Below are 14,664 nucleotides of genomic sequence, written 5' to 3'. Positions count from 1 at the left end.
GGTTTTCCTGGCCGGAACCAATGTCGACCGAGCGCTGGGATCTGGCAGGACGGGCAAGCGGTCAGCATCATGAGCAAAATGCACAGCAGATTGGTCCGTTTGTGCCGTTCCGACTGAGCGATTCGCATCTGATGATAGACGGACAAATCGCTTCATCGGAGGACACCACATGAAGATCTACAATATTGCTCTCATCGGGTTCGGTGGCGTCAACCGCGCTTTGTCCGAGCTCATCGCGACCAAGAGCCCGCTTTGGGAACGAGACCTTGGTTTCCGCCTGAACATCGTTGCGGTCAGTGATCTCCATCTGGGCTCCGTCATTTCGCCCAACGGTCTGGATGCCAAGACCCTCGTGGAGGCGAATTTCGCGAAGGGCGGTTTTGGCGAGCTCTCCGGCGGCAGCGCCGAGGCCGACAACGAAGCCATTATCAAGACGGCGCCCGCCGATATCGTCGTGGAGGCGACTTTTACGAACCCGAAGGACGGCGAGCCTGCGGTTTCGCACTGCCGCTGGGCTCTCAACTCGGGCAAGCACGTGGTCACCACGAACAAGGGGCCAATAGCGATTGCTGGTCGCGAACTGAAGGCACTTGCCAAGGCGAACAGTGTTCACTTCGAATATGAGGGCTCCGTCATGAGCGGCACGCCCGTCATAAGGATGGCAGAGAAGACCCTTGCCGGAGCAGAGGTGAAAGGGTTTGAAGGGATCCTCAACGGCACGTCGAACTTCGTCCTCGGTCGCATGGAGGACGGTCTCGACTTCGCCAGCGCTGTCGCGGAAGCGCAGACCCTGGGCTATGCCGAAGCCGATCCGACCGCCGACGTCGAAGGTTTCGACGTTCGCCTGAAAGTCGTGATCCTGGCGAATGAGCTGCTGGGCGCAAATCTCAAGCCGGAGGATGTCTCCTGCAACGGCATCTCCAAGCTTTCTCCCTCCGACATTCAAGCAGCTGCCAAGGCTGAAAGTCGTTGGAAACTGGTCGGGTCAGCAGTTCGCAATGCCGACGGCACGATAACTGGCAGTGTCGCGCCCAAACAGCTTACCCTCGGACATCCGCTCGCCGGCGTCAACGGCGCTACCAACGCAGTATCGTTGAACACAGAGCTTCTCGGTCCCGTCACCGTGAGCGGCCCGGGCGCCGGTCGAGTCGAAACCGCCTACGCACTGCTGTCCGACATCGTGGCTATACATAATGCGCAGTCGGCAAATTTCGCGAAGGAGGCAGCGTGATGCCCGGTCTCGCCTTGAAACCCGCCTCTTCCAACGAGATCATCGTCACTAATCCGTTCGACGGCAGTTTTGTTGGCGCCATCCGAGAGACCAGTGCCGAGGCTGTGGACCTGTTGCTCGAACGCGCCAGGCGCGGCGCGCAGATGGCCCGGTCGCTCCCCCGCCACCAGCGCTCTGCTATTCTCGAAAGGGCCGCAGCCGCCGTCGAAGAACGCAAGGAGGAGTTTGCGCTCCTGATCGTTCGGGAGGCGGGGAAGACGATTGCCCAGGCCCGCAAGGAGGCGACACGTTGTGTCAACACACTGAAACTCTCCGCCGAAGAAGCCAAGCGCAATGCTGGCGAAGTGATCCCGTTTGATGCCTATGCTGGATCGGAATCTCGGCAGGGCTGGTACACCCGGGAGCCGCTAGGGATCGTCGCGGCGATCACGCCCTACAACGACCCGCTCAATCTCGTGGCACACAAGCTTGGCCCTGCCATCGCAGGCGCAAATGCGATAGTCCTGAAGCCGTCGGAGCTTACGCCTCTATCGGCCATCAAACTGGTGGAGGTCTTGATCGAAAGCGGATTGCCGGAAGAGGTCGTCACGGTCGCTGTCGGCGGCGCCGATCTGGGCGAGGCGATTGTATCGGCAAGAGACGTTCGCATGATCTCCTTTACAGGGGGCTTTGTCACGGGCGAGGCCATCACAAGATCTGCAGGCATCAAGAAGCTCGCAATGGATCTCGGTGGCAATGCGCCGGTTATCGTGATGGAAGATAGCGATGTCGACGCCGCCGTGGAAGATTGCGTGTCAGGTTCCTTCTGGGCGGCGGGCCAGAACTGCATCGGAACGCAGCGAATTCTGGTGCAGCGCACGATCTATGAACGCTTCAAGACCAAGTTCGTGGCCCGGACTACCCAGATGAAGACCGGCGATCCGATGAAATCCGAGACTGACATGGGCCCGATGATCTCCGAAAGTGCGGTGAACCGAGCCGCCGCCATGGTGGAACGGGCAATCGCTGCCGGCGCGATGCTGCTTTGCGGTCACAAGCCAGCCGGCACCCTCTATCCCCCGACCGTCCTGGAAAACGTGCCGGCCGCGTGCGACGTACTTAATGAGGAAGTCTTCGCCCCGGTCGTCATACTGCAGCCGTTCGATGAACTTGAAGAGGCAATAGAGATGGCTAACAAGCCGGAATACAGCCTCCATGCCGGGATCTTTACCAACGATCTTGCCAGCGCCCTGGAGGCAGCAAAGCGGATCGACGCCGGGGGCGTCATGATCAACCAGTCGTCCGACTATCGGTTCGACGCAATGCCGTTTGGCGGATTCAAATATGGCAGCATGGGACGCGAAGGCGTTCGCTTTGCTTATGAGGACATGACCCAGCCAAAGGTCGTCTGCATCACGTCGCTGCAGCACTGATCGCCGGCGCCAGTGTGAACCCATCGTCGTTTTTGGAAGTCAAGATGTTCAAAGGATCCATCACTGCCCTTGTCACCCCATTTGCCGATGGGAAAGTCGATGAGGTTGCGCTTCGCAGCCTCATCGAATGGCAGATCGCCGAGGGCACGTCAGGGCTTGTCCCCTGCGGAACAACGGGGGAAAGCCCGACTCTCAGCCATGCCGAACACAAGCGAGTCGTGGAAATCGCGATCAAGGCAGCGGATGGTCGCGTTCCGGTCATAGCCGGCGCCGGCTCCAACAGCACGGAGGAAGCAATCAGCTTCGTGCGGCATGCACAGGAGGCCGGCGCGGACGGTTTGCTGATCGTCGCGCCCTACTACAATAAACCCACCCAAGAGGGGATCTATCAGCACCTCAAGGCCATCGATGCTGAAGCTACGGTTCCGATCATTGTCTACAACATCCCGGGTCGGAGTGTAATCGATATTGAAGTTGCAACGCTTGCCCGAATTTTTAAGGATTGTCCGAACGTCAAGGGTGTCAAAGATGCGACGGGCAATCTCCTGCGACCCTCGCTGGAGCGTATGGCCTGCGGCAATGAGTTCAATCTTCTGACCGGCGAAGACGGCACCGCGCTGGGTTATATGGCCCATGGCGGCCACGGTTGCATTTCCGTGACCGCGAACGTTGCTCCCCGGCTGTGTGCAGACTTCCAGCGGGCATGCCTGAAAGGCGACTTCGCGGCGGCACTGGCTCTTCAGGATCGACTGATGCCCCTGCATCGCGCGCTGTTCCTCGAGACCAGCCCGGCTGGCGTGAAATTCGCGCTGGCGCAACTCTCAAAGATTCGAGGGGACCTGCGCCTTCCTCTCGTGGAGGTGAGCGATCCTGTCAAAGAGGTAATCCTTCATGCCATGCGCCACGCCGGAATTCTGGACTAGGGGGAACGGCAAATGGGAACCGAACGCATAGAGACCGATTTGATCGGCCCCCTGCCTATCCCCGGTGACGTTCTCTACGGTGTCCATACGCGTCGAGCCGAACTTAACTTCACCGTCTCAGGCCTTCGCCTGAAAGACTTCCCCGAACTCATTCAATCTATGGCTATGGTCAAGAAAGCGGCCGCGCGTGCGAACGCTGAGCTCGGCTTGCTGTCAGCGGAAAAGGCGTCGGCAATCTCAGAGGCTTGCGATGAGCTCATCGAGTTGAAATGCGTTGATGAGAACTTCCCGGTCGATATGATGCAGGGTGGCGCCGGAACGTCCACCAACATGAACGTCAATGAAGTTGTTGCGAACCTGTCGCTCTTGAAGCTCGGCGCGAATGTGGGCGACTATGACAAGCTTCATCCAAATGATGACGTGAACCTGTCTCAATCGACAAACGATGTCTATCCGACCGCACTGCGTCTGACCATTCTTCGTGCTTGCGAAGGGCTAATCGAGTCCCAGGTCGGGCTGCGCGATGCATTTCGCGCCAAGGCGCATGAATATGCGACTGTGCTGAAGGTCGGCCGCACTCAGTTGCAGGACGCGGTCCCAATGACAGTCGGGCAGGAATTTGGTGCGTTCGCCGAGCTGATCGACGAAGATATCGACCAACTGCAGGCCGCTTCGAGGCTGATGAAAGAGGTTAATCTCGGCGGATCTGCGATCGGAACGTCGATCAACGTACCCCGCGGCTTTGCAGCCGCGGCTTGCGCCCACCTGACACAGATTTCCGGTATCCAGCTCATCCGAGCTCGAAATCTGATCGAGGCCACCTCCGACACCGGTGGCTTCGTTTCCATCTCCAGTGTCCTCAAGCGAATTGCTGTGAAGCTGACAAAGGTCTGCAATGATCTGCGGCTCTTGAGCAGTGGGCCGAGGGGCGGCCTGGGAGAAATCCGACTTCCGCCCGTCCAGGCCGGTTCCTCGATCATGCCCGGCAAAGTCAACGCCGTCATTCCGGAAATGATGAACCAAATCGCATTTCAGGTTATCGGAAATGATCTCACTGTCACCCTGGCGGCAAGTGCGGGGCAGTTGCAACTCAATGCGATGGAGCCGGTGATCATCCTCAACATCCTTCAATCCATGCGGATGTTGACGCGGGGTATAGAAATTTTTAAGCAGCGGTGCGTCGTCGGCATTGAAGTTGATGTCGACCGTTGCAAGGACCTTCTCGATCAGTCTCTCGTCCTTGCGACACCGTTGGCGATGCTAATCGGCTACAGCAAGGCAGCGCAGCTTTCCAAAAAAGCGCTGGTCGAAAAGCGGGGGCTGCGGCAGGTCGTGGAAGAGGAAGGAATCTTAACTTCCAATCAAGTTGAAGAGCTCTTTGAAGGTAGCGCCACCTTCGCAAATTTCTAACGGGTTCATCGGCCGCATAAGGGTAGGAAATGGCTGTTTTTACCGAGCTTTCTGACGAAGATCGCCAACTCATTACCGCAGCTTACGGTTTTACGTCGCTTCTGTCTGTGATTGGCATTGCGGACGGCGACTCCGAGACGACCTATCTGTTTCGGACGAGGGAAGGCGAATTCATCGTTACCCTTTTCGAGAGCGGAGCCCAACCTTCAGATCTGGAAAGGGCCTTCGAAACCATGGAGGCGCTTTATCGACATGGCGTCCCCTGCCCTAAGCCGCTGCGCACTGTCGATGGCCACGCCACGTCTCGGGCCGCAGGTCGATTGGTCGCCATCGTCAGCTTCGTACCCGGCGCCTCACCCACATTTGCAAACCCGGCAAAATGCCTCAGCCTGGGCCGTGTGATGGCTGAAATGCACACCGTCTTAGAACTAAAAGCGAAGTGCAAATCGACGGATCTTCGCATTGGCGCAATTCATGGCGCATTGGTCCAGGAGAACGTCTTTTTCCTCGGAGAGGAAGTCAGCGGAGTGATCAATTTCAGGCTTCGGCACGACGACGCGCTCGCGTCGGAGCTTGCTGATGCGCTTGTCGGTTGGGCGGGTGAAATCAACGGAGAGCTGAATAAAAACCGGGCCCGAGCGCTGCTGCAGGGTTATCAGGACGTCCGCTGCCTGACTGATGGGGAAAAGGAGGCGCTGCCAGGATTCGTAATGGCTTCGACATCAAAGCGATTTGCGAGCAAGAGGGAAAGAATATTACTACCGGAAATCGCCATGTTAGCTTATCGGTCCGTAACTTCCGACATTCTACGTTAAGCGACCCGGCTCAATATCCATGAAATATCTTCTCGATCGAACTGACGAACAGATACTTATCGAATTGAAGGCTAATGCCCGAATTTCGCATGCGGATTTGTCGGCCAAGGTGAACCTTTCTCGCAACGCCGTGCGGGTGCGAATCGAACGTCTCGAACGAGAAGGCTTCATCAAGGGATATACAATCCTCACCGGGGATGGTGGGAATAGCCAAAACGTCACAACCGCATTGATTTTCGTCTATCGTCACGATCGCATGAGGGGCGGAGAAGTCATTCAGGCGCTACGCAAGATCCCAGAAGTCGTTGCTTGCGACGTTATGACCGGTGATTTCGATCTCCTCGTGCGGGTCGAGTCCCCTGAGGCCGACCGCATCCGGCAGATTTGGCAATTGATTGCCGAGATGCCCGGCGTGCGCGATACACTGACCGCGTTCGCCCTCTCCTCCGTAATCCGAAGATAAATCTGATCGGTTAGATGCGGGCAGTGTTCGCCCCGAACCTAATCGGCGGACTATCCGCTCTATGCGAACGGATTATGGATCTTATCAGCGAGCAGGCCCATCAGAACTGTTGGTTCTCATATGGAGCTTCGAATGAAGACGCTCCCATACTGCCACATGGTTTGACATCGTCGATGTGCTTGCGGGATCATATGTTCCACGGCGGAAAGTAACCCCTCTCCGCCGTCTTACGGCCGGTTGTTCTCCAGGCCTATGGGTCGATACACTCGCGTAACCAGATGGCGGAGCTGGTTAGTTGACGGCGACGTAGATCTTCCGAAGCGTTTCCACAGTGCGCCATGTGCCGATGAATCCGGGTTTCATCACGAAACTGTCGCCTGCTTTGTAGGTAACGGGTTCACCACAGTTCGGGGTGATTTCCACGACGCCTTCGAGGATGTGGCAGAATTCGAATGTCTCTCCCTTGACGGAGCGCGTCAGGGTCGCTTCTCAGACGCCGGTGTGAATCGAAGGATCGCCGGGGAGATCAGGCGTTCCGGCCCAGGCTTTGACTGACATGTCTAAGGCAAAACGCGGTACTGGCGACCATTGCCCGCATAGCAGCTCCGTCCGGAGCAGCGGTCGCGCGTTATCTTTCAGGGGATCCCTTGCGGTTCAAGTGCGGCCAAATCGGCCCGCGCATTCCCTCATTCAGTTTCCACCGGCACCCGCTGAATACTGCCAAGGCCAGCTCATCGGGCTGATAAGCCAACGTCGCCAGCTCCATGAACCCGATAACCAACCTGATCTCACCTTGTCGCGAAACCCTAAAGATGGCAATTAATCCTCTATGAACGATCACTTCAGGAGCAGATTAATGCTCACATCCGACGATCTTGCCTTTTTTTCGGTCCTCACAGCCTCCAAATCCCTCGCTGAAAGCGCGAGAAAGCTGAACGTCACCCCTCCGGCGGTGACCCAGCGCCTGCGCGCTCTTGAAGAGAAAGTCGGGGTACGACTGATCGACCGCTCCGGACGCCACCTGCGTCTTACCGAAGAGGGCTCATTGGTCGCTTCCCACAGCGTTATCGTCAGCGATGCTTTAGACTCGCTTACCGAAGCCCTTGCTGATCGCAGGGGTACGGTCCGCGGGCACCTCAGGGTCGCAGCACCTCACGGTTTTGGTAGGATCTACGTCGCCCCGGTCGTGGAGGCTTTCGCTCGAGAGCATCGTGGTGCCACCGCTACCCTGCAACTGTCCGACCATCCCACGGCATTGATCGTTGACAGCTATGAGGTGGTTGTTCACATCGGGGCGTCCGCGCATCTGGATCAAGTCGTGACGACGCTGGCGCCGAACAATCGGATTCTCTGCGCAAGTCCCGAATACCTAACTTCGGCTGCGCCCATTACTACGCCCGCCGATCTGGCGCGACATCGCTGCCTTGTCGTTCGCGAGAACGAGGAGGACGTAACGCTCTGGCGGTTTAAGGGCTTACGGCAGGAAAGTGCGACAGTGCGCGTCAACCCCGTCATGTCGAGTAATGATGGCGCCGTTATTCGGGATTGGGCGCTGGCGGGTCAGGGCATCATGATGCGCTCCGAATGGGCCGTTGCAGAAGACCTGGCGATGGGACGGCTGAGGCAGGTACTTCCCAACTGGAAGCTGCCGTCGGCCGATATCGTCGCCATCCTCGGATCGCGGCACGGACGAAGTGCGCGCACTGCCGCTTTCCTGACAATGCTTCGTCAGTCGCTGAAACCACTGCCATGGAGAGCCGATCCTGCGGAGAAGCCTGGTCAATAACCGAGGATCGACTTCGTCTCGAGATACTCTTCAAGCCCGTATACGCCGTACTCGCGCCCATTGCCCGACCGCTTGTAGCCACCGAAGGCGGCCGCTCCATCCCAAGCCGGATAGTTGATATGGACCTGGCCGGCGCGGATGCGAGTGGCGACCCGGCGCGCACGCTCCGGGTCTGCAGACTGAACATGAGCGCCCAATCCATAGACGGTGTCGTTAGCAATCGCGATTGCCTCTTCCTCGTCCTTGTAGGGCATGATCGAAAGTACGGGTCCGAAGATTTCTTCACGAGCAATCCGCATGTGGGGCGTCACCTCGGAAAAGATTGTCGGTTGCGTGAAAAAGCCGCCACTAAGGCCAGCCGGGCGGCCCAAACCGCCGCACAGCAGCTTAGCGCCGTCATCGATACCGGCCTGGATCATGACCTGTACCCGCTCGAACTGGGCACGATTGGCTATGGGCCCCATGTCCGTCGCAGGATCAAGCGGCGCGCCAACACGGATGGCACGCACAGCCGCGCTTGCCAGTTCCTCCACTTCGCCGAGCCGATGTGCAGGTACCAGCATGCGCGTCGGCGCACTGCACGACTGGCCGACGTTGCGCATTCCGGCGAGCACGCCCTTCGCTACCGCCTCGCTGAAATCGGCATCGGTGAGCAAGATGTTCGGTGACTTGCCGCCGAGTTCCTGAACCACCCGCTTCACAGTCGGGGCGGCCGCCTGCGCGACGAGTACCCCTGCGCGGGTGGAACCGGTGATCGAGATCATGTCGACGTCGGGGTGGCTGGCGAGCGCTGCGCCTACGCTCTCGCCAGTGCCGTTGACCAGGTTGAATACCCCCGGCGGAGTGCCGGCATCATGCATCAGTTGGGCAAAGAGCAGAGCGCTGTAAGGGGACAACTCACTTGGCTTCAAGACGATGGTGCAGCCTGCTGCGATCGCGGGAGCGACCTTAGCCGTGATCTGGTAAAGTGGCCAGTTCCAGGGTGTGATTAGCGCGCAAACCCCGATCGCTTCCTTGACGGTTGCGGTGCGCCCATCAACCATGGTGAATTGGTATTTCTCGAGAATCTCCATCTGAACACGGATGTGCTCGGCAGCGAAAGGAACCTGGGATGCGCGCGCGAAGCTGATCGCCGCCCCCATTTCCATAACGAGGGCTTCCGCGAACGTATCAGCTCTTTCTTTCAGGAGAGAATGCATCCTGCCGAGCAGACCAAGCCTCTCGGAAACAGATGCTTGAGAAAAAAGCGGGAATGCGTTGCGCCCAGCTGCAACCGCGAGATCGACGTGATTAGCACCGCCCGCAGCGATTTGCCCAACAACCTGCTCGGAGGCGGGATTGACGACAGGCAAACGGGTTACATCCACCGCTTCCTGCCACTTCCCACCAATGTAGAACTGGCTCTCGCGTCCCGTCAGCATCATTTCACCTCGCTTCACGACATTGGGGCCATTGGACCTGCCCTGCATAAGATGCCCGGAAAGACCGGAAGATGACATTTAGGAGGGCTGAATGTTTGCTTAAGAGAGGTGTTAACCACAGAGTCACTCGAGCCGCCTGAACACCTGAACAGCGTGGCCTCCAGGATCGAACTTGTCGTTGCCGTTGCTGGCATTTCGCCGTCACCCCCTGCCTGGAATGCCGCGACCCGTACCTTCGTGGGTTCTCCGTGCGAGGCGGTTGAGCGACCCCGGCGCTCCAAAAGAGAAGTAAAACGTTGAAGCCGCGTTGCGTGCCGAGGCACCCAAAGATGGAACGAAGCTGTATTACGTTTCTGGTTCTCCAGTCCGTCGCCATCTGCCGATGCCTGTCGAAGGCAAAAATAGCGCCGCCGGCTTTATTGCCGACGTCCTCAGCGGGACAAACGCCATAACCACGAAAGCTGAATCGCCAGCCCTCGACCGGGAACGCATCATCGCTACCGATCCAGACGTCAACGTCGTCGCGCAAGTCGATCGGAACCGCTGGGAACTCGATAAGGCGAAGCGAAGATTAAGTTCCTTATGACTGATCCGACCAGTTGGGTGCAGACGGTCAGGAACAAGGCGCTTGTGATCATGGACGGCCAAGCTATTAATCCCTCCGTCCGCGCGATTTACGGGGCAGAGCAGGTAGCTGAACAACTGAAAGCACTACAGATCCAGGCAATGGCCGACCGGGCTGCGACACAGGTCAAGATCCAGCCCGCGGTTGAAGGCTTTTCGCTAATCGCGATCAGCTACTATCTCCTGGGCCTGCTGAAGTTCATATGTGAGACAGCTGACCATGCAGGTTTCCACATCGATCCGGTGATCATGCTTGGCGCTGTTCCAGTGGTTGTGGGAGCTGTTGCGACCACCATCCTCCACGTTAAGCATGTTTTAAAGGAAGCGTCCTAAAGCTGGAGATCGCGCGTTAAGAATTCCTTGCACTCCTCTAAAAATTGGCCGCGGAGAGAGCAAGGCTGTTGGTTCTCCATCGCCATCACGCCGCCATGGTGCGGAGGTTACGTCTAGGCTGAGCCGCCTGAGCGGGTTCACGGTCGAGAGTGAACTGATTGACGAGTTCGCGCAGCCTGGTCGCCTCAGCTGACAATGACGCGGCCGCCGCCGTGGACTGCTCGACCATCGCAGCATTCTGTTGAGTGGACTGGTCCATCTGATTGACGGCTGTATTGATTTCCGCCAGCCCAGTGGACTGTTCACGCGCGGACGTAGCAATTGCGTCCATCAACTGGTTGATCTGAGACACTTGCTCGCCGATCTTGTTTAGCGACTGGCCGGTCTCAAGAACCAGCTTCACGCCGGTGCCGACTTCGGTTGAGGACTTTTCGATAAGTCCCTTGATTTCCTTCGCCGCCGTCGCTGCGCGTTGTGCTAGCTCGCGAACTTCCTGCGCGACAACCGCAAAACCTTTGCCGGCTTCCCCGGCCCGTGCTGCCTCGACGCCAGCATTCAGCGCCAGTAGATTGGTTTGAAAAGCGATGTCGTCGATGACGCCGATGATGCTCGATATCCTCTCGGAGCTTTCCTCTATCCGCCTCATCGCCTGTTCGGCGTGAGAGACAACGGAAGCAGAACGTTCTGCACTGACATTGGCTTCGAGGGCGACATTGCGAGCCTCGTCGGTTCTCTTCGACGCGGTTGCCACATTGGCAGTGATCTCATCAAGGGCTGCCGCGGTCTCTTCCAATGAGGCGGCCTGCTGTTCGGTCCGCTTGGAGAGATCTTGCGCACCGGATGCGATTTCGCGTGTTCCGTTGTCGATGCTGTGCACCGTCTGCAGTACAGCGCCGATGGTTGTGCCGAGTTGACTAAGCGAAGCATTGAAATCCGCACGCAACCTCTCGTATTCCGGAGCGAAAGGCTCCGCGAGCCGGAAAGAAACGTCACCACCCGCAAGGCGTCTCAACCCATCGCCAAGGGTCGTTGTTGCAAAGCGCAACTGCTGTGCCTCCCGTTCGGCGCGCTCCTGAGCGGCGGCGCGCGCCGCCTCCGACTCGCTTCGCGATACCGCTGCTTCCTGCTCCAGTCGAAGCACATTTATGGCGTTCTGTCGAAACACTTCCACCGCTCCTGCCATAGCCCCAATCTCGTCGCCACGCCCAGCGTACGGGATTTCGCTCTGCAGATCTCCGTCGGAGAGGATCTTCATTGAAGAGGCAATTCGGCGGATCGGATTGGCGATGCCGAAAACGGCAAAGAGCGCTCCAGCCGAGGTGACCAGAATCGAAAGGGTGGCAATCAATGCCGTGGTCCTGAACGCGTAGCTCGCGGTTGCGTCGCTTGTGGTCACATATGTTTCGGTCTGTCCCAGGATGAAGCCCACGAGGTCTGCAATCTCCTGTGTCACCAAACTAGATTGCGCCTCCATACTCTCCCGAAAGAGAGTGGCCGCCTCGGCGGTCTTGCCGTTGTCCTGCAGTTGGACCATTTGCCCGGCGAACTCGCTATATTTCTTGAGCCCTGACTTGACGTCATTGATCAGCTCGCGACCTTTCTCCGTCCGGACGCCCGCCACATACTCTTGGATTGCCCGCTCGACTGCGGCGTTGGTCTCGTCGATCAGCTTCACCTCGGCGGCCCGCTTCTCCGGCGACGCCTCCAGCAAGTACTGCGCATAGGCCAGCTTCAGATCAGAGAAGTTTCCCTTGATATCCCTGGCGGTGATCATCCGCTTCATCCAGAAACCGCCAATCTGCTGAGCACTGTCGTTCAGTGTCGAAATTGAACTGAGAGAATTGTACGACAATGCAATCAGGAAGGCACAGATGACAGACAAAACGGCAATGAGGGTCTGCTTGACGGTCGGGCGTTTCATAGAATTCTCCAGTCCTCTAGGGCGGGCTGTGCAGCGCAGATAACCGCAAGAATTCGGCTGATGTGCTAATTTAGGATTAACTTTAACTGTCCAGCCGTCGCTCCTGGAATTATATGTGTCGTTTACAAACCAGCCCTAGAAAGTTCTCTCCTTTGATGCCAGTAAGGGTATACATCGGGGCGGTGATCTAAATGCCGCGACATTCTCGCACGCGGAATCGAACAGCTAATCGTCGTTGCGCTCGGCCGGCCTGCCCACAAAGACCCGCGACGTTGAGCTGATCGTCGGCGGACGCAATACGGCGCTTCTTGATTAATGACCCACTACCGAGGGGCAAAATAAGACGGTCTCGAAACTGCGCATCCGCTCCATTGGTGTGTGTTCATCAAGCTGCTAGCGCCGAAGCTTCACGGCCGGAGCGCCAATCCTCAGCCCCCTTGGCGCCGGCTTGGCCAACGACGGCAAATATCGGCACGAAATAGCGAGCGAACCGGAACTGCTGTGCCGTAACGTCGACCTGACACGGCCGCTGATCGCCTTAAACGCCATCGGCACGCCGTTCTCTGGAAACTCCGTCGTATGGAGCACACTCGGCAGGCCGTCGACACTAGGTTCGAAGGACGGAATTGAAGCTGGCACCAAGGTCTGAGGAAAGCGCCCGCTCCGAGTAGTCGCAGAAGGATGAGGATCACGCGCTGCCGGTAAGCACAGCGATCATCGTCCGGATTGAGCCCTTTTGGCTGACAAGGGGGTGAGCCACCCGCCAGCACCACAGTGCCGGCGACGTCCTGCCAGCGTGCCCAGCCTCCAACGTCCGCTCCCTGGAGAGATAACGACGGCCGCAGCCTCTTTCCCTTTTGGGCCGGCAAACGCCAGCAATATTCGAGCTGCGCCTCCTCGTAAGCGAGAGCTGTGAGCTGAGATCGAGCAATGCACTCCGCGTCATGGCATGAGGGCCCTGACGTCCCTGTCGTCCAGCGTCTGATCTAGCGTCGTTCTCGTGCGGGCAATGATCGCGTCAATATCACCATCAGTGCAGCAAAGCGGGGGCGCATAGCCCAACACGCCATTGCCGAAAGCACGAATGATCAACCCGTTTTCCCAAGCCCGGTCGAAAATCCGGCGTGAAGGATCCGCCGCTGCCGGAAGCGGCGTCTTCTTTGCCTTGTCGATGACAAGCTCGACGGCGGCCAGCATGCCGCGGCCCCTGACGTCGCCGACGAGCGGATGATCGGCAAGGCCTTGCAGCCCTTCCACAAGGCGAGCGCCTGCCCGCCGACCGTTTTCCAGGAGACCGCTCTCATAGAGGCGCAGGACCTCGAGCGCCACCGCGGCGCTGACCGGATGGGCGGAATAGGTATAGCCATGGCCCACGGCAGAACCGCCGGCGCCGTCGGCGATGGTGTTATAGACGTGGTCCGTCATGAAGACCGCGCCCATCGGCGCATAGCCGGAGGTCAGGCCCTTGGCGACGGTGAGGAAATCGGGAACCACATCGTCTTCGCTACAGGCGAAAAGCGGGCCGGTGCGGCCAAAGCCTGTGATCACCTCGTCGGCGATGAACAGGATGTCGAGTTCGCGGCAGAGATCGCGCATCGCCTTCATCCAGCCCCTCGGCGGCACCAGCACGCCGCCAGAACCCTGGATCGGTTCGGCATAGAAAGCCGCCACCCGTTCGGCGCCGATTTCCTCCACCTTCCGCCGCAAGGCGTGCCGTGAGGCATTGATGATCGTTTGTGCATCGGTACCCACGGGATTGCGATAGACATAATGCGAGGGGATCTTGTGCTGCCACTCGAACGGTATGCCGAAGCCGGCATGGAAGGCGGGAAGAGCTGTGAGCCCGGCGCCCACGGTCGAGGAGCCGTGATAGCCCTGTTCGAGGGAGATAAACTGGTCTTTCTGCGGGGTTCCCCTGGCGTGATAATAATAACGGATAAAGCGAACCGTGCTATCGATCGCATCCGATCCGCCCAGGGTGAAATAAACATGGTTGAGATTGCCCGGCGCCCGCTCGGCAAGCGCCGCGGCGAGGCGGATCGCCGGCTCCGATCCGAGACCGAAATAGGCAGTGGCGTAGGGCAGTTCTCGCATCTGCCGTGCGGCAGCCTCAACGATGCTTTCGTGTCCGTAGCCCGCGTTCACGCACCAGAGGCCGGCAAAGCCGTCGATGAGCTGACGGCCGGTCATGTCGGTTACGCTCGCGCCGGACGCAGAGGACAGGACGCGCACACCGAGCGTTTCGTGGGTGCGATAGGAGGCGACCGGATGAACGAGATGGGCGCGGTCGAGTTCGATAAGGGAGTTGCTGTGCATCGTTATCTC

At 58.5% G+C, this 14,664-nt stretch carries 11 protein-coding genes and 2 pseudogenes; 9 read left to right on the top strand and 4 right to left on the bottom strand.

What is annotated here, in order from left to right; translation table 11 throughout:
* Positions 1 to 169: 169 nt before the first annotated feature.
* Genes NMA58_RS25455 through NMA58_RS25430 form a run of 6 tightly spaced genes read left to right on the top strand, consistent with a single transcriptional unit; the run spans position 170 to position 6,254 of the window.
* Complete coding sequence (locus tag NMA58_RS25455; RefSeq protein WP_434713657.1) at positions 170 to 1,231, top strand: homoserine dehydrogenase; 1,062 nt, start codon at positions 170 to 172, stop codon at positions 1,229 to 1,231.
* Entirely contained in the window at positions 1,231 to 2,643 is a 1,413-nt protein-coding gene (locus tag NMA58_RS25450; protein ID WP_434713656.1) for an aldehyde dehydrogenase family protein, read from the top strand. The genes NMA58_RS25455 and NMA58_RS25450 overlap by 1 nt, the downstream gene beginning before the upstream one ends.
* A 44-nt stretch (positions 2,644 to 2,687) precedes the next feature.
* Positions 2,688 to 3,566, top strand: a complete 879-nt coding sequence (gene dapA, locus NMA58_RS25445; protein ID WP_097601027.1) for a 4-hydroxy-tetrahydrodipicolinate synthase — start codon at positions 2,688 to 2,690, stop codon at positions 3,564 to 3,566.
* Positions 3,567 to 3,578: 12 nt separating this feature from the next.
* Positions 3,579 to 4,976 (top strand): aspartate ammonia-lyase, encoded by a 1,398-nt coding sequence (locus tag NMA58_RS25440; protein ID WP_434713654.1) that lies wholly within the window; start codon positions 3,579 to 3,581, stop codon positions 4,974 to 4,976.
* A 29-nt stretch (positions 4,977 to 5,005) separates the two neighbouring features.
* Positions 5,006 to 5,791 (top strand): phosphotransferase, encoded by a 786-nt coding sequence (locus NMA58_RS25435; RefSeq protein ID WP_434713653.1) that lies wholly within the window; start codon positions 5,006 to 5,008, stop codon positions 5,789 to 5,791.
* Between the two features lie 19 nt (positions 5,792 to 5,810).
* Positions 5,811 to 6,254: an Lrp/AsnC family transcriptional regulator gene (locus NMA58_RS25430; protein ID WP_097601030.1), complete on the top strand. Its 444-nt coding sequence runs from the start codon at positions 5,811 to 5,813 to the stop codon at positions 6,252 to 6,254.
* A 291-nt stretch (positions 6,255 to 6,545) separates the two neighbouring features.
* Here NMA58_RS25430 and NMA58_RS25425 read toward each other — a convergent pair.
* Positions 6,546 to 6,758, bottom strand: a pseudogene (locus NMA58_RS25425) (cupin domain-containing protein); the annotation flags it as partial.
* A 352-nt stretch (positions 6,759 to 7,110) separates the two neighbouring features.
* Between NMA58_RS25425 and NMA58_RS25420 the strand changes: the two are divergent.
* Positions 7,111 to 8,040, top strand: coding sequence for a LysR family transcriptional regulator (locus NMA58_RS25420; RefSeq protein ID WP_183704822.1), 930 nt, complete (start codon positions 7,111 to 7,113; stop codon positions 8,038 to 8,040).
* Here the strand turns inward: NMA58_RS25420 and NMA58_RS25415 are convergent.
* Positions 8,034 to 9,461, bottom strand: coding sequence for an aldehyde dehydrogenase family protein (locus NMA58_RS25415; protein ID WP_434713651.1), 1,428 nt, complete (start codon positions 9,459 to 9,461; stop codon positions 8,034 to 8,036). The genes NMA58_RS25420 and NMA58_RS25415 overlap by 7 nt on opposite strands.
* 298 nt (positions 9,462 to 9,759) lie before the next feature.
* Here NMA58_RS25415 and NMA58_RS25410 point away from each other — a divergent pair.
* Positions 9,760 to 10,418, top strand: a pseudogene (locus tag NMA58_RS25410) (DUF3422 family protein); the annotation flags it as partial.
* A gap of 85 nt (positions 10,419 to 10,503) precedes the next feature.
* On the opposite strand, the gene NMA58_RS25405 reads toward NMA58_RS25410, so the two are convergent.
* Complete coding sequence (locus NMA58_RS25405; protein WP_434713650.1) at positions 10,504 to 12,339, bottom strand: HAMP domain-containing methyl-accepting chemotaxis protein; 1,836 nt, start codon at positions 12,337 to 12,339, stop codon at positions 10,504 to 10,506.
* 448 nt (positions 12,340 to 12,787) lie between these two features.
* On the opposite strand from NMA58_RS25405, the gene NMA58_RS25400 reads away from it, so the two are divergent.
* Entirely contained in the window at positions 12,788 to 12,988 is a 201-nt protein-coding gene (locus NMA58_RS25400; RefSeq protein WP_434713648.1) for a hypothetical protein, read from the top strand.
* Between the two features lie 293 nt (positions 12,989 to 13,281).
* Here NMA58_RS25400 and NMA58_RS25395 read toward each other — a convergent pair whose 3' ends face one another.
* Positions 13,282 to 14,655 (bottom strand): aspartate aminotransferase family protein, encoded by a 1,374-nt coding sequence (locus NMA58_RS25395; RefSeq protein ID WP_434713646.1) that lies wholly within the window; start codon positions 14,653 to 14,655, stop codon positions 13,282 to 13,284.
* Positions 14,656 to 14,664: the final 9 nt, after the last annotated feature.

The sequence above is a fragment of the Rhizobium sp. YTUHZ045 genome (assembly GCF_051124255.1).
Taxonomy (GTDB): Bacteria; Pseudomonadota; Alphaproteobacteria; order Rhizobiales; family Rhizobiaceae; genus Rhizobium.
The sequence above is the reverse complement of the archived record's forward strand: the minus strand, read 5'-3'. Positions and strand labels throughout refer to the sequence as shown.

Excerpts from the sequence above, each read along its gene's own strand:
- NMA58_RS25395 (WP_434713646.1), bottom strand. The coding sequence starts at position 14,655 with ATGCACAGCAACTCCCTTATCGAACTCGACCGCGCCCATCTCGTTCAT.
- NMA58_RS25435 (WP_434713653.1), top strand. The coding sequence starts at position 5,006 with ATGGCTGTTTTTACCGAGCTTTCTGACGAAGATCGCCAACTCATTACC.
- NMA58_RS25405 (WP_434713650.1), bottom strand. The coding sequence starts at position 12,339 with ATGAAACGCCCGACCGTCAAGCAGACCCTCATTGCCGTTTTGTCTGTC.
- dapA (WP_097601027.1), top strand. The coding sequence starts at position 2,688 with ATGTTCAAAGGATCCATCACTGCCCTTGTCACCCCATTTGCCGATGGG.
- NMA58_RS25455 (WP_434713657.1), top strand. The coding sequence starts at position 170 with ATGAAGATCTACAATATTGCTCTCATCGGGTTCGGTGGCGTCAACCGC.
- NMA58_RS25440 (WP_434713654.1), top strand. The coding sequence starts at position 3,579 with ATGGGAACCGAACGCATAGAGACCGATTTGATCGGCCCCCTGCCTATC.
- NMA58_RS25420 (WP_183704822.1), top strand. The coding sequence starts at position 7,111 with ATGCTCACATCCGACGATCTTGCCTTTTTTTCGGTCCTCACAGCCTCC.
- NMA58_RS25415 (WP_434713651.1), bottom strand. The coding sequence starts at position 9,461 with ATGCTGACGGGACGCGAGAGCCAGTTCTACATTGGTGGGAAGTGGCAG.
- NMA58_RS25450 (WP_434713656.1), top strand. The coding sequence starts at position 1,231 with ATGCCCGGTCTCGCCTTGAAACCCGCCTCTTCCAACGAGATCATCGTC.
- NMA58_RS25430 (WP_097601030.1), top strand. The coding sequence starts at position 5,811 with ATGAAATATCTTCTCGATCGAACTGACGAACAGATACTTATCGAATTG.